19 protein-coding genes are annotated in these 22,891 nt (G+C 53.8%); 10 read left to right on the plus strand and 9 right to left on the minus strand.

Annotation, left to right across the window (positions count from 1 at the left end):
- Window positions 1-515 (plus strand): LuxR C-terminal-related transcriptional regulator (locus GZ1_RS14105; protein WP_060788723.1); only part of this gene is annotated, 515 nt, incomplete at its 5' end.
- Between the two features lie 191 nt (window positions 516-706).
- On the opposite strand, the gene GZ1_RS14110 is transcribed toward GZ1_RS14105, so the two are convergent.
- Window positions 707-1,108 (minus strand): hypothetical protein, encoded by a 402-nt coding sequence (locus GZ1_RS14110; protein WP_013522973.1) that lies wholly within the window; start codon window positions 1,106-1,108, stop codon window positions 707-709.
- A 193-nt stretch (window positions 1,109-1,301) separates the two neighbouring features.
- Here GZ1_RS14110 and GZ1_RS14115 point away from each other — a divergent pair, with 193 nt between their 5' ends.
- From GZ1_RS14115 to GZ1_RS14150, 7 genes are all read left to right on the plus strand, one after another.
- The gene (locus GZ1_RS14115; RefSeq protein ID WP_060788724.1) at window positions 1,302-2,759 is read left to right on the plus strand and encodes a protein adenylyltransferase SelO; all 1,458 of its coding nucleotides are present in this window, start codon (window positions 1,302-1,304) and stop codon (window positions 2,757-2,759) included.
- Window positions 2,760-3,278: 519 nt separating this feature from the next.
- Window positions 3,279-4,994, plus strand: a complete 1,716-nt coding sequence (locus GZ1_RS14125; RefSeq protein WP_060788726.1) for a putative bifunctional diguanylate cyclase/phosphodiesterase — start codon at window positions 3,279-3,281, stop codon at window positions 4,992-4,994.
- Between the two features lie 83 nt (window positions 4,995-5,077).
- Window positions 5,078-6,784: an ABC-ATPase domain-containing protein gene (locus GZ1_RS14130; RefSeq protein ID WP_060788727.1), complete on the plus strand. Its 1,707-nt coding sequence runs from the start codon at window positions 5,078-5,080 to the stop codon at window positions 6,782-6,784.
- 158 nt (window positions 6,785-6,942) lie between these two features.
- Window positions 6,943-7,311 carry a Na-translocating system protein MpsC family protein gene (locus tag GZ1_RS14135; RefSeq protein ID WP_020754892.1) on the plus strand — a complete coding sequence of 123 codons (369 nt, stop codon included), beginning with the start codon at window positions 6,943-6,945 and terminating at the stop codon, window positions 7,309-7,311.
- 327 nt (window positions 7,312-7,638) lie between these two features.
- Window positions 7,639-9,141, plus strand: a complete 1,503-nt coding sequence (locus GZ1_RS14140) for an NADH dehydrogenase subunit 5 (protein WP_060788728.1) — start codon at window positions 7,639-7,641, stop codon at window positions 9,139-9,141.
- Window positions 9,134-11,758 (plus strand): DUF2309 domain-containing protein, encoded by a 2,625-nt coding sequence (locus tag GZ1_RS14145; RefSeq protein WP_060788729.1) that lies wholly within the window; start codon window positions 9,134-9,136, stop codon window positions 11,756-11,758. The genes GZ1_RS14140 and GZ1_RS14145 overlap by 8 nt, the downstream gene beginning before the upstream one ends.
- Window positions 11,759-11,909: 151 nt before the next feature.
- On the plus strand, window positions 11,910-12,227 hold the full coding sequence (locus GZ1_RS14150) for a DUF3870 domain-containing protein (protein ID WP_011229948.1): 318 nt from the start codon (window positions 11,910-11,912) through the stop codon (window positions 12,225-12,227).
- A gap of 84 nt (window positions 12,228-12,311) precedes the next feature.
- Here the strand turns inward: GZ1_RS14150 and GZ1_RS14155 are convergent, their stop codons facing one another.
- From GZ1_RS14155 to GZ1_RS14165, 3 genes are all read right to left on the minus strand, one after another.
- Window positions 12,312-13,511: an acyl-CoA dehydrogenase family protein gene (locus GZ1_RS14155; protein WP_015373960.1), complete on the minus strand. Its 1,200-nt coding sequence runs from the start codon at window positions 13,509-13,511 to the stop codon at window positions 12,312-12,314.
- A 111-nt stretch (window positions 13,512-13,622) separates the two neighbouring features.
- On the minus strand, window positions 13,623-14,804 hold the full coding sequence (locus GZ1_RS14160; RefSeq protein WP_015373961.1) for a CaiB/BaiF CoA transferase family protein: 1,182 nt from the start codon (window positions 14,802-14,804) through the stop codon (window positions 13,623-13,625).
- Between the two features lie 321 nt (window positions 14,805-15,125).
- Window positions 15,126-17,138, minus strand: a complete 2,013-nt coding sequence (locus tag GZ1_RS14165; protein ID WP_015373962.1) for a penicillin-binding transpeptidase domain-containing protein — start codon at window positions 17,136-17,138, stop codon at window positions 15,126-15,128.
- Between the two features lie 180 nt (window positions 17,139-17,318).
- Here GZ1_RS14165 and GZ1_RS14170 point away from each other — a divergent pair, with 180 nt between their 5' ends.
- Window positions 17,319-18,149, plus strand: coding sequence for a glycosyltransferase family 8 protein (locus tag GZ1_RS14170; RefSeq protein WP_020754899.1), 831 nt, complete (start codon window positions 17,319-17,321; stop codon window positions 18,147-18,149).
- Between the two features lie 109 nt (window positions 18,150-18,258).
- On the opposite strand, the gene GZ1_RS14175 is transcribed toward GZ1_RS14170, so the two are convergent.
- The 5 genes from GZ1_RS14175 to GZ1_RS14190 form a co-directional block, all read right to left on the minus strand.
- The gene (locus tag GZ1_RS14175; protein ID WP_011229952.1) at window positions 18,259-18,444 is read right to left on the minus strand and encodes a YfhD family protein; all 186 of its coding nucleotides are present in this window, start codon (window positions 18,442-18,444) and stop codon (window positions 18,259-18,261) included.
- Between the two features lie 89 nt (window positions 18,445-18,533).
- The gene (locus tag GZ1_RS18485) at window positions 18,534-18,662 is read right to left on the minus strand and encodes a YfhE family protein (RefSeq protein WP_013146323.1); all 129 of its coding nucleotides are present in this window, start codon (window positions 18,660-18,662) and stop codon (window positions 18,534-18,536) included.
- A 230-nt stretch (window positions 18,663-18,892) separates the two neighbouring features.
- Window positions 18,893-19,948, minus strand: a complete 1,056-nt coding sequence (locus GZ1_RS14180) for an RNA-guided endonuclease TnpB family protein (protein WP_015373964.1) — start codon at window positions 19,946-19,948, stop codon at window positions 18,893-18,895.
- A 166-nt stretch (window positions 19,949-20,114) separates the two neighbouring features.
- Window positions 20,115-20,669 (minus strand): GNAT family N-acetyltransferase, encoded by a 555-nt coding sequence (locus tag GZ1_RS14185; RefSeq protein WP_011229954.1) that lies wholly within the window; start codon window positions 20,667-20,669, stop codon window positions 20,115-20,117.
- A gap of 244 nt (window positions 20,670-20,913) precedes the next feature.
- Entirely contained in the window at window positions 20,914-21,831 is a 918-nt protein-coding gene (locus tag GZ1_RS14190) for a TIGR01777 family oxidoreductase (RefSeq protein WP_015373965.1), read from the minus strand.
- 93 nt (window positions 21,832-21,924) lie between these two features.
- On the opposite strand from GZ1_RS14190, the gene recX reads away from it, so the two are divergent.
- Window positions 21,925-22,734 carry a recombination regulator RecX gene (recX, locus tag GZ1_RS14195; protein WP_015373966.1) on the plus strand — a complete coding sequence of 270 codons (810 nt, stop codon included), beginning with the start codon at window positions 21,925-21,927 and terminating at the stop codon, window positions 22,732-22,734.
- Window positions 22,735-22,891 lie beyond the last annotated feature (157 nt).

Here is a 22,891-nt window from a genome sequence, read left to right on the forward strand (position 1 = left end):
GGGAGCTCGCCCTCCAGTTGCGGCCGGATGTCATTTTAATGGACCTCGTGATGGAACCGATGGACGGCATTGCCGCGACGCGCGAAATCATCGGCGCGTGGCCGGAGGCGAAGATCATTGTCGTGACGAGTTTTTTGGATGATGAAAACGTGTTCGCCGCGCTCGAAGCAGGGGCGACGAGTTATTTATTGAAAACATCGAAAGCGAGCGAAATTGCCGACGCCATTCGCGCCACGTTCCACGGGCAATCGGTGTTCGAACCGGAAGTGGCTGGAAAAGTGATGCGAAACTATCGGAAACAAGAAGAGCGCCTGCCGCATGAGCAGCTTACGAGCCGGGAGATGGAAGTGCTTTTGTTGATGGCGCAAGGGAAAACGAATCAACAAATCGCAGATGAATTGTTCATTTCACTGAAAACGGTGAAAGTACACGTAAGCAACATCCTCGCCAAACTTGGCGTCCAAGACCGGACGCAAGCGGTCATTTACGCGTTTCGGCATGGCTTGGTGAAATGAAGAGCATGTGAGCGGCACAAGCGCTATGCATGGAGAGTATGCTATGTCGAACGCGATTCATTTTTTGATAGGGAGTAGGTGTTCGGTGAACACCAAAACCGCTCCGTTTCATCAAGATGAACATGGAAGATGAAACGGAAGCGGTTTTTGACGTGGGTGGACAGGGAAAATGGCTGGCTAACTGAGAGGGGTTACGCTTGCTTGGTCAGTTGGCGAAGTTTTCGGTCGTGGTGGAGCACTTTTGTTGTCAACACTTCGACCGAGGCTTGAGTATCTGTTAATTCTTCTTCAAGGTGGTCGATTCGTTCGTTCAGTTGTCTGTTCATCTGTTGCATTTCCTCACGAAGGGAGTCGATTTTGGCCTCAAGCCGAGTCTCAACAGCACGGATTTCTGCTCGGAGCTGTTGTCCCATTTCCTGCATCTCACTGCGGAGTCGTTGCTCCATTGTTTGCATTTCATGGTGAAGTCGCTGTTCCATCGTTTGCATTTCATGATGCAGTCGTTGCTCCATTTCCTGCATTTTCGAGCTGATTTTGTCAGAATGCTGTTCGAGCGCTTGAAGCACCGCTTGAATGATTGTTTTCTCTTCCACTTTTTCTCACCTCCTCACAGGTATTATACAAAGAAACGGGGCGAGAAAGAAAGAGAAAATATGGTGGTTTTCGTCGAACGTTGACGGTTCGGTTTTTGGTTTAGGATCGCGCGTTTTCGGTTTATCATGCCGCCCGCTTTGCCGTACAATAAACTCATATAAAAAGGCTGTTTTGGCCGCAAAGGAGATGACGATGTTGGACGCAGGATGGAAGTTCGACAACAGTTATGCAAGGCTGCCGGAGCGCTTTTTCAGCAACGTCCTCCCCACGCCGGTGCGCGCGCCGAAGCTTGCGGTGTTGAATCGTTCGCTGGCCGCAGAGCTTGGGCTGAATGAGGAAGCGTTGCGAAGTGAAGATGGGGTGGTCGTTTTAGCTGGAAACAAAATTCCAGACGGAGCTGAGCCGCTGGCGCAGGCGTATGCGGGGCATCAGTTCGGTTATTTTACGATGCTTGGCGACGGACGGGCGGTGCTGCTTGGCGAGCACGTCACCCCAAGCGGCGAGCGGGTGGACATTCAGCTGAAAGGTTCGGGCCGGACGCCGTATTCGCGCGGCGGTGATGGGCGGGCGGCGCTTGGGCCGATGCTGAGGGAGTACATTGTGAGCGAGGCGATGCACGCGCTTGGCATCCCGACAACGCGAAGTCTTGCGGTCGTCACCACGGGAGAGACGATTATGCGCGAAACGGAATTGCCTGGGGCGGTGTTGGCCCGCGTCGCCTCAAGCCATTTGCGCGTCGGGACGTTCCAATACGCGGCGCAATGGGGAACGGCCGAGGAGCTGCGCGCGCTGGCTGACTACGCGCTCTGGCGCCATTTTCCCGGTTTTGAGGAAGCTGAGAACCGCTATTTGTTTTTGCTTGAACAAGTGATCGAACGGCAAGCGGCATTGATCGCGAAATGGCAGCTCGTTGGTTTCGTCCACGGGGTGATGAACACCGACAATATGACGATCAGCGGGGAAACGATCGACTACGGGCCGTGTGCATTCATGGATACGTATGACCCCGCGACGGTGTTCAGCTCGATTGATACGCAAGGACGGTATGCATACGGAAACCAGCCGTATATCGGGGGGTGGAATTTGGCAAGGTTTGCGGAAAGCTTGCTGCCGTTGCTTGATGAGAATGAAGAAAAAGCGATCGCGCTTGCCCAAGGGGCGCTTGACCACTATCCGAAGCAATACCACGACCATTGGCTTAGCGGGATGCGGGCGAAGCTCGGCCTTGCCGAGGAGCAGGAAGGAGATCAGGAGCTGATTGCGGATTTATTGCGGCTGATGGAGCTGCATCGCGCTGATTATACGAACACGTTCCGGGCGTTGACGTTAGGCGAGTATACGGGAATGGCGCTCTTTGACGCTTCGGAGTTCCGCGAGTGGCATGAGCGCTGGCAAACAAGGCTCAGCCAAGAATCGGCGTCAAGGGAAGAAGCGTATGAGCGGATGCGCCGCCATAATCCGGCTGTCATTCCGCGCAACCACCGGGTTGAAGAGGCGTTGGCCGCTGCGGTCAACGGCGGCGATTACAGCGTGATGAATCGTCTCCTTCAAGCTCTTTCCGACCCGTACGCCTACTCGCCGGAGCAAGAGAAATACGCGGAACTGCCGCCGCCGTCCGACCGCCCGTATCGGACGTTTTGCGGGACGTAATGAAGGGGGGGCTTTGCGGCATACCCGTCAAGTTAGCGGTATAAAATTTTTTAGGATGATACGCATGTTCGAAAAATCAATCAAAGGATGAAGAGAAAACCAAATGCTGGGCATGCCAAATAACCCTCAAGAAGAGGGTTATTTGTCATTTATATCCATAACCCACACTACCATATCCCCAAAAAAATAATCCTTTCCAACGATGATTTTCGTTAGAAAGGATACCATGTTTTTGGCACTGAAAAAAGATCAAATTCTTAACTTGATGGCTATGGTTAGCCGCCTCCTCCTACTCGATGGATGTCTGCCTTTGATGATGTTGCCTATTCCCCAGTGCACAATCGAATCCTTTCTGTGCGGCATCGCGTCAGCGATTGGAAAGCAATGTTTTCAAACAGAAGCGTTTCATGCAACACAATTTAGGACGATGACGTATTTCAGCGCTATGCCATTGAAATGGTCATACGTTATCATTAAAATTTGGAGCATAAGAATTCAAAGTACAATGAGGTGAATGTTATGCCTTCTCTTCCGGAAGAGTTGAAAGATCTAGAATCCAAACTGCAACATACATTAAGAAAATTAGAGTCAATTCAAAAAGCGTTGGATGAATCGACGATTGTTGTGATTACCGACCAGACGGGAAAAATTACATATGTGAATGAGGCTTTCTGCCGCATCTCACAATATAGCCGTGAGGAACTGATTGGAAACACCCATCGCATTGTCAATTCAGGATACCATAGCCGAGAATTTTTTAAACATATGTGGAAAACCATCGGGAAAGGGAAGATATGGAGGGGAGAGATCAAAAATAAAGCGAAAGACGGGAGTTACTACTGGGTTCAGTCTACCATTGTCCCCTTTTTGGATGAACGAGGAAAGCCGTATCAATACGTGTCGATTCGAACGGATATTACCCGTTTGAAACAGTATGAAGAGCAAATCAAATATATGGCCAACCATGATGATTTGACGGGCCTTCCCAATCGCCGTTTTTTAAGAGAGCAGTTTTCTAAATTGCTGAAAGAGACGAAAGAGGAGGAACGACTGCTGGCCGTTTATTTTATTGATTTAGCGCGGTTTAAAAACATTAATGATTCATTGGGGCATTCGGTGGGAGACGAAGTGTTGAAACAAATGGCTGCTCGTTTTCGAACAGTATTAGATCAAAAGCTGTTTTTGACTCGCGTGGGCGGTGATGAGTTTGTCGCTGTGGCGCCGCGGGTGAATTATCAGTCTATCCTTGCGTATGTGCGGACAATCCAACAAATGTTGGCCCGACCATTGGAGATTGAAGGAAGAGAGTTTATTCTCTCCGCCAATATCGGAATCAGCGTTTTTCCTTTTGATGGAGAAGATTTAAACACGTTGCTCGGCAATGCGGACATGGCCCTGTATCATGCGAAAGAGGAAGGAAAATTTTATCAATTTTATCATCGAACGATCAATCAGCGCTTAATTAGGGAAACGATATTAGAAAGCCATTTGCATCGTGCTATCGAAAGAGATGAATTTATTCTGTATTATCAGCCGCAGTACGATTTGTTCACTGGGGAACTGATTCGCCTAGAAGCGCTGATTCGTTGGTATAATTCAGAGCTTGGATGGATCCGCCCTGATCAGTTTATTCCTTTAGCTGAAAAAATAGGATTGATGCCAAAACTCGATGAGTGGGTGCTGTCTACGGCATGCCGGCACAGGAAAATGTGGAAACAAAGAGGGGGGGTCGAAGCGGATTTATCCATCAACCTGTCTGCTTCCCATTTCCAAATACCAGGCATGGCTAAACGGCTCCTTTCCATTATTGAAAGCAATGGAGATGATCCATGTCGATGGGAATTTGAAGTGACTGAACATATTATGATGCAAGATAGTGCGGTCGTGTACGAAAACATAAGCCAGTTAAAAGAGGCAGGCGTTAAACTGGCGATTGATGATTTTGGCGTAGGATATAGTTCATTAGGATATATAAAGAAGTTAAAAGTGGACCGTTTAAAAATCGATCGTTCGTTTATCAAAAACTTACCGCAATCCGCTGATGACCAAGCCATTGTGGCTGCTGTGATCACGATGGCTCATCAATTGTCGATCGATGTCGTTGCAGAAGGAATTGAAAATGAGAAGCAAATTCAAATATTAAAGGAAATGGGGTGCAACGGAGGGCAAGGGTATTTTTGGAGGCAACCTGTGTCGGAAACGGAGATTGGATCGTTGTTGCAATGCAATGAGTGAACAGTTCAAAATGGCAATATAGGTTGTCTTGCCATACTCGGGTATGTTGAGGCAACGAATGAAGAGGAAAAGGAGCTGGTTTCATGGAAACGCTCAGACAACGGCTGCGATCCATTGATCAAAAGGGATATAAAGCGTATAAAACGATCGAAGGGACGTATTCGTTTCCACTGTTTACGCTCGCGATTGACCACGTGCAAGGCGATCCGTTCGCTGAGCCGTCCAAGGTGCGGGTGATCGTGCCGCGGGCGAAAACAGCGCTGGCAGCGGAGTGGACGAATACGAAACCGCGGCGCGTCCGGTGTGAAGATGTGCTAGCGCGCCGTATCCATCATGCATTGCGGCAATGGCCGCTGCGGGCGCGCGGGTCGGGAAAAAGTGGACTCGTCTTGATTGATGCGCCGGGGCAAAAAGTGCTCGAGCGGACGGCGGTGCAAGTGGCTGACGAGACGATTACGGTTTGTTTATCGGTCGGTTTGCCGGCGAATGGACGGCGCATTTTGGCGAAAGAAGCCGAGGCCATCTTTTTCGAGCAAATTCCATCCGTCATTGAGCGAGCGGTGTACGGCCTTCGGGAAGAAGACATCCGCCCGGCGGTGGAGCTGGCCGATCAGCAGCACGCCATTCGCCGTTATTTGCGCGAGCATGGTTTGGTGGCGTTTGTCAAAAACGGCGCGATTTTGCCGCGGGAGAGCGGAGTGAGCGACAAGCCGCTGCAACGTGGAGCGGTGCCGTTTCAAAGCCCGCCGGAGCTGGAGATCGCGATCCCCGTTCCGCATCGCGCTGAACCGATCAAAGGCATGGGCATCCGAAAAGGCATTACGCTTATTGTCGGCGGCGGGTATCACGGCAAATCGACGCTGCTTCAGGCGTTAGAGCACGGCGTGTATGACCATATCGCCGGCGACGGGCGGGAGTTTGTCATCACCGACAGCGGGGCGGTGAAAATTCGCGCCGAAGACGGCCGGAGCGTCGCCAGTGTTGACATTTCGCCGCTCATTGGCGCGTTGCCGTACGGCAAAGAGACAACGCAGTTTTCGACGGAAAACGCGAGCGGCAGCACCTCACAGGCCGCGAGCATGATTGAAATGATTGAAGCCGGGGCATCGGCGTTTTTGATTGACGAAGATACGAGCGCGACGAATTTGCTCATCCGCGATGCGCGCATGCAGGCGCTCGTGGCGAAAGAAGCCGAACCTATCACGCCGTATATCGACAAGGCGCGTCAACTATTTCGCGATTACGGCATTTCGACGGTTCTTGTCGTCGGCGGGTTGGGGGATTACTTGGACATCGCGGATTGCGTGATCAAAATGGAGCAGTACGTCCCGTTTGATGTGACCGGGGAGGCGAAGCGGATCGCTGCAGAGATGCCGTCGGGACGGAAAGCGGAAGGCGGAGAGTCGTTCGGCCGCATTCACGAGCGCATTCCGCTGCCCGAAAGTTTGAACAGCCAAAAAGGAAAAAAAGCAAAAGCCGTCGCGCGCGGACGGCACGTTATTCAGTACGGGCAAACCGATCTATTGCTTTATGCGCTTGAGCAGCTGGTCGATGACAGCCAAACGCGGGCGATTGCCGCGGCGCTGCTGTATATGGAACGAAAAGGATGGCTCGACGGGAAGAAAACCATCCGCCAACTGCTCGATGCGATCGAAGAACAATGGGATCGCCAAGGCTTGGGCTCCGTTTCGTTCCGAAAAGGGCATCCGGGTGAACTTGCCCGCCCGCGCCGATTCGAGCTGGCGGCGGCGCTCAATCGGCTGCGGACGCTCCGTTGCCGCCAACGCTGAACCATTGCGGGCGGAAGCGGATTGAACCCGCTTTCGCTTTTCGTTTCCGTTGATTTTGTCTAGCGTCCCCTTTCGATTATCGTTATAATTATGTTTATCAGTGCAATGAAACGGCTGGCGGCGGGGAGGCCGCGGTTTGGCTGAAGGGGGATCGAGGCATGGGCAAATCAAAAGGTTCGATTGAATCGGAAATCAGCAAAGCATTGACAAAATGGGAAAAAGATTTTCTTGGCCGCGGTTCGGTATCGGTGAAAACCGATATTTTGCGCGATATGATCATCGTTTCGTTGCACGGCATCCTGACGCCCGCCGAGTACGCGCTTTGCGAATCAAAAGAAGGAATGTTATCGGTGAAGCGGTCGCGGACGAGTTTAGTGGAGTCTGGAGTCGATGACTTGAAAGAAATGATTTTTGAAATCACCGGCGAGAAGGTGAAGAGCTTCCATACGGATTTAAGCACCCGGACGGGCGAGCGGATTATCGTCTTCAAGCTGTTCAACGATTTAGAAAAGCAGCTTGCAAAATAAATTCATGGATGAAATGTTGACAAAGTTGTTGTATAATTAAAACAACTTTTGTATAGTGAATATAGAATCAAATGGAAACGATAAGGTCGGGAGTCCTTCAAAAAACCTACATAAACGTCGTTTAGGTTCGTTGAAGGGAAACCGACCGGTGTCTGTTGCACAGCGGGAGATCTTCAAACAATCGCCTCACGATTGGTTGAAGGTAAACCGGCTATGGGCAATCTATAGGCAATGGTGCGGCCTTTTTGGTCGCGTTGCCTGATTGACATAGCCGGTTTTTTCTTTTTTCTCCCGAACGAAGACAAAGGACGAGGGGAGGAGAATGTGATGGCAGCACAATGGTTCATATGGGGATGGCTCGCCGCAGTGGCCATCGTTTTCATCAGCGCAGCCGCATGGCTGCATCCGCGCATGCCGGAGCGGTATGTGCATGTGCACGTCTGGCTGTTGCTTCTTCCGGGAGCGGCGGCTGCCGCCGGATGGATCGGCGCCGGCAACGCAGAGGCCGGGCCGTGGCGGTTTGATGCGGTCAGTTGGTTGGTGGCCGTCTATATTTCACTTCTCAGTTGGGCGATTCAACGGTTTGCCGTTCGCTATTTGCATGGCGACCGCGCTTACCGGCGCTATTTTTCCTTGTTGACGTGGACGGTGTCGGCCGCTTCTCTGACATGGGCAAGCGGCGACATGCGCCTCGTTGCTGTCTGCTGGGGGCTTCCATTGATGGGCCTTGTGGCGTTAACGGCATTGAAAAAAGAATGGAGGCCGGCGCAGTTTGTCGCCCGGCAAATGGCGGTCGTGTTCAGCCTGAGTTGGCTGGCCGTCGTCATCGCTGCCGTCTGGCTCGGAACGGCGGCCGGCGAATGGCAGCTTGCTTCTGCGCTGTCGGCGGAGCGCCTTGCTCGCCTAGACGCCTGGGAGAAGGCGGTGATGAACGGACTGCTTATTTTGGCCGCCATTATCCCAGCTGGGCAATGGCCGTTTCATCGCTGGCTGATGGAATCAGCCGTGACGCCGACGCCGGTGTCAGCGGTGATGCATGCCGGTCTTGTCAACGCTGGGGGGCTCTTGCTTTGGCGCTTTTCTCCGCTTTTTCACGAAACATGGGCGCATGTGGCGCTGTTTCTGATCGCTTTTGCCTCGATTTTGATTGGCACGGGCATCAGCTTAGTTCACGTCGACTATAAGCGCCAGCTTGTCGGTTCGACGATGGCGCAAATGGGCGTCATGCTTGTGCAATGCGCCCTGGGCGCTTACGGGGCCGCAGTAGTGCATTTAGTGCTGCACGGGTTGTTTAAAGCGACGCTCTTTTTGCAGTCCGGGTCCGTCGTGCCGCGAGTCGGTCGGGCAGGATTGCGAAAAACAGGCAGTTCGTGGCCGGGCGGCATCATCCTCGGCGTGCTGCTTGGGTGGGCGTTTTGGCAGGCGGCTCCGCACGAACCGGCCCGGCTGTTGAGCGCGCTTTTGCTTGGGGCCTCGGCGGCGGTCGCTTGGGGACGGCTAGCCGATTTCCGCGAAGGCCGCTGGATGGGCCTGGCGGCGGTGGCTGTGTTGGCGTTTGGTTCGGAAACGGTGCGCCATCAGTTTTTGACGCTGCTCGGCCAGGGGGAAGCGACGGTTTTTGTGCCGCCTGCCGCGTTTGAATGGACAGTAGGCGTCTTGTTTGCGATGGCGGCATTGACCGCTGCCTGGCTGGCAAACCGGCGCACATCGGCGCTTGCCGTTCGGGTGTATATGCATCTCGTTCATCTCGGGGAGCCGCGCCCAGCGGCTATGGAGGCGCATCCCCGTTATTTGGCATCCTATCTGAAGGAGGGAATGGCTCATGAGTAAAAGTGCAATGCCGCTTGAACGGCTAACGGGGGAATCGAAGCCCACCGGCGCAGAAGCCCGCCCGCTTGCTATGCTTGTCAGCGAAGCGGCAAAGGCGGTTGCGCCGCTTTGGCCGATTTCCGCCTTTATCGCCCGCCATCCGTGGATGGGGCTTGAAGAGCAGACGTTTGCCGACGCAGCCGACCGCCTGCAGCAGGCGCATGGAATTGATTTGTATCCGCCGATGGCGGTTTTCCATGCGGCGATGGCAAAAGGGGAGATTGACCTTGTATTCGTCGAGCGGCGGCTGCAGCGTTGGCTTGACAACAAGCCGCTCCCGGTGCGGCGCCAAGAAGCAGAGCGAATGTGCCGCGCCCTCCTTTGGAATGAGACGGTGCCCAACGAGGCGCTTCGTCTGCCGGAACTGGCGGAGCTGGCGCATGCGGCGGCATGGCGTCCGGCGGCTGTTCGGACGGCGGGCGCCGCGTTGCACGGCGTAAGCCAACGCCTTGACCAACAAACCGTCAAATGGTGCAAACTGTTTTATGGTTCGAACACGGCGCCATGGGCGCTTCCACATTGTGAGCTGGGGTTTTACGGAGCATGGCGCCGGCTCATCGCCGCCGACCCGGCGCTCTCGAAAGAGGAACGGAAGCGGCTTGCCGATTGGCCGCACGACGGGGAAGAGGCGCTGCGTCAAGCGTTGATGAAGCTTGGCGTACAGGAGGAAGAGACCGCCGCTTACTTGGAGGCGCATTTGTTGGCGTTGCCCGGCTGGGCTGGCATGGTTGTATGGCAGTCGCGCCGGACGGGCGACGAATTGCGGGGATTGATTGACTATTTGGCGGTCCGTCTGTCGCTTGAATGGACGCTTGTGGCGCCATATTTGCCGCTTGAACGGGAGGATCATGCGGACATCGGCGCTGCTCTTTCACTGTTGGCCGCTTGGCTGCATTGGGGAGGGATGACGCTGGAAGACTGGCGGAACCTGTCCGGCAAAGAGCAGCGCGCCTGGTTGGCGTTTATCGATCGGTTTTGGCGAATTGACCGGTGTCATCTTTGGCTTGAAGCGTGGGAAGATACGTATGAAGCGAAATTGAAAGAAGCGGTATTGGCGCATCAGCCGATGGATGAGACGAAGAAGGCGGCAGCGCAGCTATTGTTTTGCATCGATGTCCGTTCCGAGCCGTTCCGCCGCCATTTGGAAGCGGCCGGACCGTTTGAAACGTATGGCTGCGCCGGCTTTTTCGGCTTGCCGATTCAAACGCGCGCACTTGACAGCGATGACGCTCACCCGTCATGCCCGGCGATCGTCGCGCCGCAGCATGAAATCAACGAAACCGCCGCTTTGGAAGCGGCGCGTCCGTACCGTCGCCGGCGCGATGCATTCCGCTTTGTCGGCCAGACGTTTAAAAAGATCAAACAGCATATGTTGGCCGGCTTATTGCTTCCGGAAATGAGCGGACCATGGCTCGGCCTTCATACCTTCGCCCGCAGCGCCGCGCCGGCTTGGGCTGGCCGGGTCGTCCGCCAGGCGGAAGCGGCAGCCGAACATAAGCCGAAGACGGACTTGTCGCTCCACCGCCATGGAAAGGATGAATCGTCTGGACTGCCGATCGGCTTTACAACCGAGGAACAAGTGCAATACGTGAAGCAGCTGCTCGTCAACATTGGCTTGACGTCTTCGTTCGCTCCGCTTGTGGTTGTTTGCGGCCATGAAAGCGAGACGGCCAACAACCCGTACGCTTCGGCGCTCGATTGCGGGGCGTGCGGCGGTGCGGCCGGGGCGTTCAACGCCCGCGTATTCGCCGCGTTGGCCAACTTGCCGGAAGTGCGCGCTGGACTGGCGGCTGAAGGGATCAACATTCCGGATGAAACGGTGTTTGTCGCTGCGGAACATATTACGACCGTCGATGAAGTCCGCTGGCTTGATGTGCCGCCGTTGCCCGCAGCGGCTGAGGCGGCGTTTCGACAGCTGAAGCAGGCGCTTGGCGAAGCGAGCCGCCGTGCGAACGCTGAGCGGATGGCAAAGCTCCCCCATGTCGGACAGACGCCGCGCGATCCGGTGGCGGAAGCGCAACGGCGCGCCGTTGATTGGAGCGAGATCCGTCCAGAATGGGGATTGGCCCGGAACGCTGCGTTCTTGATCGGCCGCCGCAAGTTGACAAAAGGAAAGGACTTAAACGGCCGGGTGTTTTTGCATAGCTACGATTGGCGCGAAGATCCGACCGGTGAGGCGCTCGCCGGCATTATCGCCGGACCGGCGACCGTCGGACAATGGATTAACTTGCAATATTACGCTTCAACAGTCGCACCGCACTACTACGGGAGCGGCGATAAAACGACCCAGACGGTGACCGGCGGCATCGGCGTCATGCAAGGGAACGGGAGCGACTTGTTAGCCGGCTTGCCATGGCAGTCGGTCGCCGCGTCCGATCGCGAACTGTTTCATGCTCCGCTTCGGTTGCTTGTCATCATCGAAGCGCCGTCCTATTATATCGAGCAGCTGCTCGACAGAAATGAAGAGTTTCGTCGCAAAGTGCAAAACGGCTGGCTCCGTCTCGCCTCGATTGACCCAGACAGCGGGGCGTGGGTGAACTGGGAGGCAGGCCGTCTTGCGTCGGTGCAGCAGCGCTAAAAAGCAACGATATGCCGCTTGCTGGGTTTGTCTGGCCGGCGGCTTTTTTTCGTTGACCGCCAAACGAGGCAGGGAAAATGGATGCACGCCGCGAAATAAGATAGCAGCTGGTATAACAGCAACAGGAAAGACGAGGAAAGAGGGAAAGCGGATGAAAACGCAGTTTATCGCCGGTCATGCGCGGCTGCCGGCCGGAATGGCGGCGAAAAGCCTTTACGATACGCTGACGATCACAGCGGAAATTGATAAAAAATACGGGGTGATCGTGGAGGCATCGTGCACACTGGCTACTGAACATGGGCGCGATTACGTGGCCCGCCTGCTTCGCGGCCATTCGCTGCGCGATGGCATCGACGGTCTGCTCGCCGAGCTTGACGAAGGGTATTTAGGGAAAGCCCATTCTGCTCTGTGCGCGGCGCTAAAAGATTTGTACAAACAATATTGCAAAATGGAGGAGAAAGAGCCATAAGCCGCTGCCCCTCATCGGTTGATGGGGGGCAGCGGCGTTTTGGTGCGGGTCAGCGGTTTGGCCGCCCATGATTTCGTTGGTGATTCAGTTTTCAGCCGGCCGCCATGCCGGCAGCGTTTTGCGCAACGGTTTGTCTTGGCGGTAACCGAGCACATATTCGGCCTGCATGATCGTATGAATTTCCCGTGTTCCTTCGTAAATGACCGGCGCTTTCGAGTTGCGCAAGTAGCGCTCGACCGGGTATTCGTTCGAATAGCCGTAGGCGCCATGGATTTGCACGGCATCGTCGGCCGCCTGGTTCGCGTAGTCGCAGGCGATCCATTTGGCGAGCGATGTTTCTCTCGTGCAACGCCGGCCTTCGTTTTTGAGAAAGCCGACTTTGTAAACGAGCAGGCGGCTGATTTGCAAACCAGCTTCCATGCGGGCGATCATTTGCTGGACGAGCTGATGGCGGCCGATTTCTTTGCCGAATGTTTTTCGTTCGTGGCAGTATTTAACGCTCGCCTCAAGACATGCCATAATGAGGCCGACCGCGCCGGCGGCGACGGTGAAGCGGCCGTTGTCAAGCGCTGACATGGCGATTTTGAATCCTTCGCCTTCTTCCCCGAGCAAGTTTTCTTTCGGGACGCGGACGTTGTCAAAAAACAGCTCGCCCGTATTGCCAGAGCGGATGCCAAGTTTCCCTTTAATCGGGCGCGACGAAAAGCCGGGCATCGTCCGTTCGACGATAAAGGCGGAAATGCCGCGGTGCTTTTTCGATTTGTCCGTATAGGCGAATACGAGAAAATGGTCAGCGATGTCAGCGAGGGAAATCCATGTTTTTTGTCCGTTTAAAATGTAGTCATCTCCGTCGCGGACGGCTGTCGTCTGGATGGAAGCGACGTCCGAGCCGGCGTTTGGTTCAGTGAGGCCGAACGCGCCGATTTTTTCCCCGCGGGCTTGCGGGATAAGGTATTTTTGTTTTTGTTCCTCAGTTCCCCATTGCAAAAGAGTGAGGCTATTGAGTCCGGTGTGGACCGACACGGCGGTGCGAAACGCCGTATCGCCGCGCTCAAGCTCTTCGCAGACGATGGCAAGCGAGTTGTAGTCCATGCCCATGCCGCCGTATTCTTCCGGGATGCACACTCCCATTAAATTGAGCTCGGCGAGCCGTTTGAAAATGTTGCGGTCGAATTCGCCGCGTTCGTCCCATTCTTTGATATACGGCATGATCTCTTTGTCGACGAATTTGCGCACCGTTTGCCGGAGCATTTCTTGTTCCGGTGTAAAGTCGAAGTTCATCATCGTTTCCATCCCCCTATGCATCCGTTGTTGTGTAAAGGCGGTTTCCATTGCATGCCAGTGCACTGGCGGGCGTTCAGCCGGCCGTTTCCAGAAACTTTGTCTTCGCGTTGGTTATGGCGATTCGTTATCGTTGCCTTCGGCTTCTGGATCGTTTTGCCACCTGGTTTCGGCTTCGTTGTTATGTTCGCCGGCGAGCGGCGGCGGCAGCCGGTAGGAGACCGGTGTCCCAGACAGCTTGAGCGGGCTGGCGACAAGTTTCAGCGGACCGACGGTTGGGTGGTGCATGGTGACCGTCATATGACGCGCGTCGGTTTGCGGATGGCGAAACAGTTCGTCCATCGTTTGCACCGGGCCGCACGGGATCCCTTTTTCAGCGAGAAGGCGCTGCCATTCGGCGCGCGTCCGCCGCTTGATTTCTTCATTCAGCCGCCGGTTTAGTTCGTCCCGATGGGCGACGCGGCCTGGGTTTGTCTGAAAACGCGGGTCAGACCCGATCGAGCGGTCGGACAATAGCGAGCAAAGCGCCTGAAATTGCCGGTCATTGCCGACGGCGATGACGATCGGACCGTCGCTTGCCTCGTACGTTGAATACGGAACGATGTTCGGATGCTCATTGCCAAGCGGCTGCGGAATGTCACCTGACATTAAGTAGTTCGCCGCCACATTCACCAATGCACTGACAGCGCAGTCAAAGAGCGATAAATCAATTTTTTGTCCGCGCCCCGTTTTTTCACGAGCCAAAAGCGCCGCTTCGACGGCGATGGCCGCATACAACCCTGTAAACACGTCGGTGACGGCCACTCCCACTTTGAGCGGGCCGGTGTCCGCGGTGCCGTTGATGCTCATCCAGCCGCTCATCGCCTGAATGATGTAGTCGTAGCCGGGAAGCGAAGCGAGCGGACCGGTTTCGCCGAACCCGGTGATCGAGCAGTAGATGAGGCGCGGGTTGAGGCGGGACAGCGCTTCATAGTCAAGCCCCCATTTGTCCATCGTCCCGGTTTTGAAATTGTGGATGACGACATCGGCTGTCTCCGCCAGACGGCGAACGGTTTCCCGCCCTTGTTCTGTTTTTAGATCGACGGTTACACTTCGCTTGTTGCGGTTGACGGCCGTGTAGTAGGCGCTCATCCCATTTTGGAACGGCGGCCCCCAAAACCGGGTGTCGTCCGACCCGCCCGGCGCTTCGATTTTGATGACATCGGCCCCTAAATCGCCTAAAATCATCGTCGCATACGGGCCCGCCAATACGCGCGACAAGTCAAGGACGCGCACGCCATCAAGCGCTCCCGCCATTCGTTTCCCCCCTTTCCTGACATGCAAAAAGCCGGTTCCCAGGCAAGGTAAAGACAGGAACCGGCTTGAACGGACTGAGAAGGCATTCCGGCGCGGAAATGCCGTCAGGCCGCACAGTTCTTTTTCAATAATAATGGAAGGCAAACATAGCGATGAATGCTGCCGTGACGGGTAGCGAAGTCAATGAACAGTGATGCCAGCCGTCTGATCTGCCGGGCGGTGAAGCGGGCAGGAGACGACTCGATACATTTATTATAAAATATTGTTTGATAATTGTAAATAATCTAACTTGTATAAAAAACATCCGCCAGCCTTAATCGGCTAGCGGAGGGAAGTAAAGATGCGCTTCGCTGCGTTGACGGCGTAGCGGCTGCCGCCGTCGTTTTCCACCCCTTCGATCAACAGGGCAAGCAACAGATCACGGCGGTCGGCCGGGTAGGCAACGAACAAACCATTTTCCTTTCCTTGTGTTCCTTTTTCCTGCTTCAGCTCGGCGGTCCCGGTTTTGCCGGCAAGCGGAATAGATTTGATGTAAGCATCATGAGCCGTTCCGTTCGGATCAGCGACAACACGGACTAAATCGCCGGCGACGATGGCGGCTGTCTGGCTGGAGATGACGCCTTGTTTCCAGACGGTTTTCGGTTGGCCTTTTTCGAGCACCGGTTGAAGCAAATCACCTCCCGTTACAAACGGGGTGTAGGCAGCGGCAAGGTGAAGAATGCTCATTTGCATTTCCCCTTGTCCATAGGCAGTATCGGCCAGTTGTGGTCCCGTTTTCAAGCTCCCGCTATTGGAAAAACGCGACGCCGGAATTGGGTACGGAAATGGTGGCTTTTCTCCAAACCCGAATGAGCGAAGGCCGGACTCCATCCGTTCCGGGCCGAGCTCGAGGCCGGCCATGGCAAAGTAGATATTATCAGAGTAAACAAGGGCTTTGGTCAGGTCGACGCGCTCCGGTCCATCGTGGACGCGGGTGATGAAATAGTTGCCCCATGAACGATCCGGCTGCCAACGTCGGCCGTGAATCGTTTTTGTTTCTTTTGGCGTGATGGCGCCTTGTTCAAGAGCGATGGCGGCAATAATTGGTTTGATGGCTGATCCCGGTGCATAGGTCGCAGCAAAGCGGTTAACGAGCGGGCGGAGCGGGTCATTTTGCCATTTTGCGTATTCCGATGATGAAAGGCCGAGCACGAACCGGTTTGGATCAAACGACGGGGAACTGACAAGTGCCAAAATTTCTCCCGTTTGCGGATGGATGGCCGCCGCTGTGCCGGCGCGACCTTTCATTTCGCGGTAAATGGCCTGCTGGACTTTGGCGTCAATCGTTACCGCAATCGTTTCGCCGTCTCTCGGCTTTGTTTCTGCGATGGTCACGGTCGATCCGTCCGCTTTTTCGATATAAAGGCGGGCTCCGTCATGGGCGCGCAGTCGCCCTTCCCAAAGCTCCTCAAGACCGCGTTTCCCAATCCGGGAGGTTGGCGAGTAGCCTTCATCTTTCTTTGCCTCCCATTCTTCTTTCGTGATCGTGCCCACATACCCGACTAAATGAGCGGCTGCTGCGCCAAGCGGATATTCCCGTTCGGGCGTTTCTTTAACGGCGACGGCTTGGATGCGGCGAGCTTCCTCAACCCGCTTATCAGTTTTCGACACCTTTTGAATCGGTACGAAATAATCGGGACGCACCCAAGGCGCGTTTAGCTTTTCTGTAATTATTTCGGGCGAAACGCCAAGCAGCGAGGCAAGCTTCTGTTTGATGGTTTCCGCATTGTCGCCCATTTGCCCTGGAATTACTCCGATCTCATATGCCGTACCGTTCATGGCAAGCGGCTGGCCGTTGCGGTCGATAATTTCTCCCCGTTTTCCCGGCGTGATGTTCAGCCGCACTTTGTCATTGGGGCCAAGCTGTGGGAAAATATAAGACGGATCCCACTTTATGCGCCATTGTTCTTTGTCATTGGATTGTTCTTTGACAAGCTTTGCCTCGTGGCGAAACTGCACGGGCCCGGCGACTGTGTCCATTTTTACGGAAAACGGCAAGGAGATTTCCGTTTTGTCACCGTCTTTTTTATCAGTTTGAACAGGGACTGGGGCAACGGATAAGTGAGACACCTGGATGTCGCCGTAAATTTTTTTATAGCGGTCAACAAATTGCTCTTTGCCGACTGTTTTTTTCGTTTCTTCTGAGAGCATGTCGTACATTTTCGCAAATTGCTGTTTCGTCCAGTAGGAGGTGTACGTTTTTAATGCATCGTGCGGCGATGGCGGTTTGCTGCAGGAGAAAAGTGTGATTGCTAAAAACGAAATGAGAGCCAACACCCAACGAACATTCCCCATATGTTTCCAATCCCCCTTTTTCTGTTCTCTTTCCACTATATCATGGACAGGAAATATGATCCAACGAAAAGGATGATGGGAAAACATTGCTGTCCAAGGCCAAAAGGGGGGCAACATTTGCCCGTGTTCAGATATAATTGTAAAGAAAGGGGAATCGATGAGATAAGGAAGTGATGGAGCATGTTTCATGTTTTAGTGACGACAGACGCCAACTATCTGCCGCCGCTGAAAGTGTTGATGCACTCATTATTTTGCCATAATCGCCGCCCATTCAGATTTTACTTGTTATATTCACGTATTAGTGAGGAGGAGATTGAGGCGCTTGGCGAGTTTGTTCGCCGGCAGGGGCATGAGCTGGTGCCGATTTACGTTGATCCAGAACTGTTTCATGATGCGCCTGTTTTCCGCCACTATACGGTGGAGATGTATTACCGTCTGGCGGCGCATTTGTTTTTGCCGCCAGATGTCGACCGTGTCTTGTACCTTGATCCGGATATTGTGGCGATCAACCCGATGGATGAGCTGTATGACATGGATTTTGAAGGGAACTTGTTCATTGCGGCTGAGCATACCCATTCGACGAAGGTGGCAAACTTGTTCAACAAGTTGCGGTTAAAAACGCCGAACGCGAAAGGGTATTTCAACACGGGTGTGATGATGATGAACATTGCGATGATGCGCGAACACGTTCGGCTTGCGGACATTTACCAGTTCATTCGCGACAACCGGTTCAAGCTTGTTCTTCCTGACCAAGACGTCTTAAACGGGTTGTACTGGGACAAAATTAAACCGGTCGACTGCTACCGCTACAACTACGACGCACGCTATTATGACTTTTTGCAGCTTTTGCCCAACCCGAAACACGATTTAGCTTGGATTGAGGAAAACACCGTTTTTATCCATTATTGCGGCAAGGAAAAACCGTGGAAAGACCATTACAAAGGGGAGTTGGGGCGGTTTTACAAACGGTACAGCCAAGTGTTGGAGCTCGAGGGCGAGGCGACGGTGTAGCGTGGCTTGAGAGACGCGTTGAACAAAGAAAGTCTCTCACTCCAAGCAAAGCGAAGCGGAAGCGGTTCACAGGAAAAAGGCGCCCCATCAAAGCGGGCGCCATGTTCGATTACTGTTTGCGCTCTTGACGGCGGATGCCAGCAGCGGCCGCGCGCGCCTGCGCCTCGAGGTCTTCATGGTCGGCAAATTCTGCCGAGTATTCCACATCGATGCCGTCAGATTTCAGCTGTTTCGGCACTTGCGGCAAAGTTGCCTTGTTTTTGTCGCGCGTCCGTTGTCCGCGAGATCGGCCCATCGTCCATGCCCCCTATAAAGAAGTGTGAATCGTACGATTCATTCATTAGCATGGCATGGACGGCGCCAGCGTATAAATAGCAATCGTTTCTAGTGGCGCGCCTTTTTGGCCGTATAGCCGCCCGCTTGGTCCGCCATTTTAAAATCGCGGGCATAGCTTACTTCTTGGGCGCTTGTCAGCGTATGCTTCGCTTTTTCGCGTTTTCGTTTTTCCGCCATCGCTTGTTCCCTCGCTTTGCATCTATATTCCTTTAATTCCATTTTGCGCAAAACCAGCCGTTTTTATGCTTGACACTCCACACGGCTAAAGCCGTGGGATTCTTGGGTCGTTCGCGTCCTCCTCCATTTCTGGTTCGGACAACGCCCAAGTTTAGGGGTGTGTCATCACCCCGTCCCATCGGGTTAGAGTGTACCCCGATGGGCGGCGCACCTGTGACCAGTGCGCTAGGTTAGGAGGCGAAGCCCGAAATCGCTTTGGCGATGTTGATGGCGCCATTCAAGTCGGCGTGGAGAGTGTATCCACACCTTTGGCATCGGAAGCAGATGCCGTTTCGGTTCGCTTTCTCTCGATGTCCACATTTACACGTTTGGCTCGTATAAGTTGGATTCACCCACTCCACCCGAATGCCTGCCATTTCGGCTTTATAGGCAATCATCGTTTGTAGTTGGTGAAATGCCCAAGAATGAAGGCTTCGTCCTGCTTCTTTAGCCGATGTTGCCCGCTTTCGAATGCCTGTCAACTCTTCCATCCGAATCACGCCAACACCGTTGGCGAGCGCAACATTCACGATTTGACGGCTGATTTTGTGATTTTGATCCTTCATCCAGCGGGACTCTTTGCGGCCGATTTTGCGAATCATCTGGAGCTTCTTGGCTTTGCCCAACGTTCGCCGCAAAGCCGCATAGCGTCGGCGCACAAAGGCGCATTGGTTCCCTTTGAAAAACCACGATTTCGTTCCCACGCTGGCCACGGCGATATAGCGAAGCCCAAGGTCAACGCCCATCACCTTTGTTTCGTGCCGCGGCTTCACGTCAAAGGTGATCGCGATCGCCAAGCACCATTTCTTTCTCTTTTTGTAGAGCTTGGCGGCCCCTTGTTTGGCGGTTCCATCGAGCAGCCGATTCAGCCACGCTTCTTGGTAGGGGCGCGCAACCACTGGCACGCCAATTCGCTTCTCCAGTGTGGGGAAGGAAACCGTGTAGAACGCTCCTTTCTTTTCCACCTTTACGTTTTGATTGTTAAAGCAACACCAGAATGTTCGGAACTTCTTTGCCTTTTGTTTTTTCTTTTGGGCCTTCACTTCTCGAATCGTCTGATTCACGACGGCGGAAGGAAACCGCTGCGACGAAAACTCTTTAAATAGTTTGCTCGTCGCTTGATTCAGCTCGGGATGATTCAACAGCCAATTCGCAAACGCGGTATTCACTTCTGTCATCCGTTCATACATGTCTTGTTTGGCTTTCGTCGGCTTGTGCAGTTCCAGCCTGAGGGTGATCGTGGGCATGGATTCACCTCCTTGCAGCAATGACAGGATGCCATTTCCATATGAAGAAAACGGCTCACTTTCATCCCACGCCTAAAGAGCGTGGGCTTTCTCGTTCGCGAATCTGTAAAAAAGAGGATGTCCGTTTGGACAGCCTCTTTTTGCATCAGATGCGCTCTCCCGCGGCTTATGCCTCTTTGCGCTGTTCTTCATTGTGGGCAAAGGAAGGATGGCGCATTGTATAGAGCGTGTAGTTGTCTTTTGTAATTTCGTACAAATTGTATACATCCGCGCCGATTTGCTCGAGCAACGCCCGCCGCGTTTCATTGGCCGGCGTGACGTACGGCAGTTTTTCCGCCGCTTTGATCGAGCGGACGTTGACTTTGCGAATGCGCAAAAACACGGTTTCGATCGACAGCTCATAAAACAGCTCATGGAAAAACGCTTCTTTGGCGCGCCGATTGTAACCGAGCCCGTGATACGGCTTGCCGAGCCACGTGCCTAAAAAGCCGGCGCCATCTTGGATATCAAAGAGGCTGATTGTGCCGATCGGGTTTCCCCATTCGTCTAAAATCGTGCGCGAAATCAATTCGCCACGTTCTTCCGCCTCCATGAGCTGTTTTGTCATGAATAAAAACTCTTCGTACGAGCTGGCTTTTTGGCGCACGAAAGGGAAGACGTCCGGATGCACCATCAGCTCGTACAGCGCATGGCAATCTTGCAGCTCGCGTTTTTTCAACATGGCCAATCCCTCCTTTGGATGCCGAGGGCAGCCTCCCAGCGGGAACCCACCCTCGAAATTTTTTTATTAAAACTTCATTAAAAAAATTTCGGGGTGGGAATCGAACCCACTAGGACCAGCGCGAGCGCTGGTGACGCACCATTTGCCTTCCCCTTGTTCCTGTCCGTATGCGATTATGACGACAACTAGCCTAAGGTCTCCTTTATCATACACGATCGGAGGCGAAAAGGGAATTGTTTTTTTGTTAATTTTTTTTGGATATTTTTTGTCGGTCATGGGGCAAAAGCAAATCGGTGAGACAGCCTTCCAACGTTGGAAACGAAAAGCGGAAGCCGGCTTGCAATAGCTTCTCTGGAATGACGCGCTGCCCTTCGGTGACAAGCATGCTCATTTCGCCAAGGAGAAGACGAAGCGCCCAAGCGGGAATCGGAAGCCAATGCGGACGGCCAAGAAGGCGGGAGAGCATGCGGCCGAACTCATCCATTTGCACTGGATAGGGTGCGGTGAAATTGATCGGGCCGGACAATTCCTCGTGTTCGATGATATACGAGGCCGCGCGCACGACGTCTTCAAGATGAATCCACGATAGCCATTGCCGTCCGCTGCCGATTGGACCGCCGACAAACAGCCGGTACGGCTTGATCATCATCGGCAAGGCGCCGCCATGTCGGGCAAACACGACGCCAAAGCGAGCGTAGACGGTGCGGATGCCAAGCTGCTCAATCGGACGGGCCGATGCTTCCCATGCTTGGACGGTCTGGGCTAGAAAGTCGCCGCCGTAATCGGTCGTTTGCTCGGTAAATGTTGCGGAGTCCGAAGTGCCGTAAATGCCGATGGCGCTGGCGTTGATAAACAACGACGGGGGGCGGGACAGTGAATCGATGTAGCGGCCCATCGCTTCGGTGGATCGAAGGCGGCTGTCAAGGATGATCTCTTTTTGCTTCGCCGTCCAACGTTTTCGATTGAGCGGCTCCCCGGCTAAATTAATGGCGACATCGACAACTTCAGGCTTTCGGTGGTTGTCGAAGGAAAGGTAATGAATGCTGCCTTCGGAAGGTTTGGGAGAGCGGGTGAAAATGTAGATCTCATGTCCTTGCTTGGAAAAATGGCGGGCGAGCGCCTGGCCGATCAGCCCAGTGCCGCCGTTGATGGCGATGCGCATCTTGATTCCCCTTCCATTGGTTTATATTATGACTTCGCTTTTGGTGTCAGAAGTTCCTGCTTATGATACGATAAAAGATAAGGGGGACAAACAATGGGAACGATTGCCGACATTGTCGCAACCGAACAAAATGCTGAACGATTTTGGATTGTCGTGCACCGTGACGGCGCACCGTCGTTGAGATTGACAGTTGATCAAGATGTATTGCTTCAATTCCGCTTGAAAAAAGGGATGGAGATCAGCGACGACCTGCTTCAACATATTGTGTATGCCGATGAGGTGAAAAAGGCGTATCAACAGGCGCTTTACTTTTTGGCACACCGGATGCGTTCGGAGCATGAGGTCGCCGCACACTTGCGAAAAAAAGGCGCTCCGGATTCGGTGATTGATGAAGTGCTCAAAAAACTTCGCGCCGAGCGGTATGTCGATGACGAGGCGTTTGCGGCGGCTTATGTGCGCACGCAAAAAAAGACGGCGGCGAAAGGGCCGCTTCTCATCCGTGCCGAACTGGAACGGCTCGGTGTTTTGGGCCGCTTGATCGAGCAGAGTTTGGCGGAGTATACGTTGGATGAACAGGTGGCCATCGCCCGCTCGCTTTACGAAAAAGCGAAAAAACAGCGCCGGGCTGAATCGGCTCGCGCGTTTTTGGAACGGGTGCGGCAGCAGCTGATGCGCAAAGGGTTTCCGCATGAGGTGATTGCCGCCGTTTTGGCGGATGGCGGCGCTCATACTGAACAAGAAGAACGGGAGGCGCTCCGTGTTCAGGCGGAGAAAGCGCACCGCCGTTATGCGCACCACCCGCGGCCGCTTTATGAGCAAAAGATGCGCCAAGCCCTGTACCGAAAAGGATTCGCACTTGACTTGATCAATGAATGGCTGCGCATGCACGGTAATGACGAGTGATCTCGAATGAAAGGATTTAAAAAAATTAGGGGATATTATCAGTTTTGTCGTTGAATGTTGATCACAAAATCGTTCCAGTTCCATAAATCAAGAGATGTTCTGAGCCTTGTGCCGAGTTCCATGTGGATGAAAACGATCCATCCGGAATGCTCAAAAA

The organism is Geobacillus zalihae NBRC 101842 (assembly GCF_001544135.1).
GTDB classification, from domain to species: Bacteria; Bacillota; Bacilli; order Bacillales; family Anoxybacillaceae; genus Geobacillus; species Geobacillus zalihae.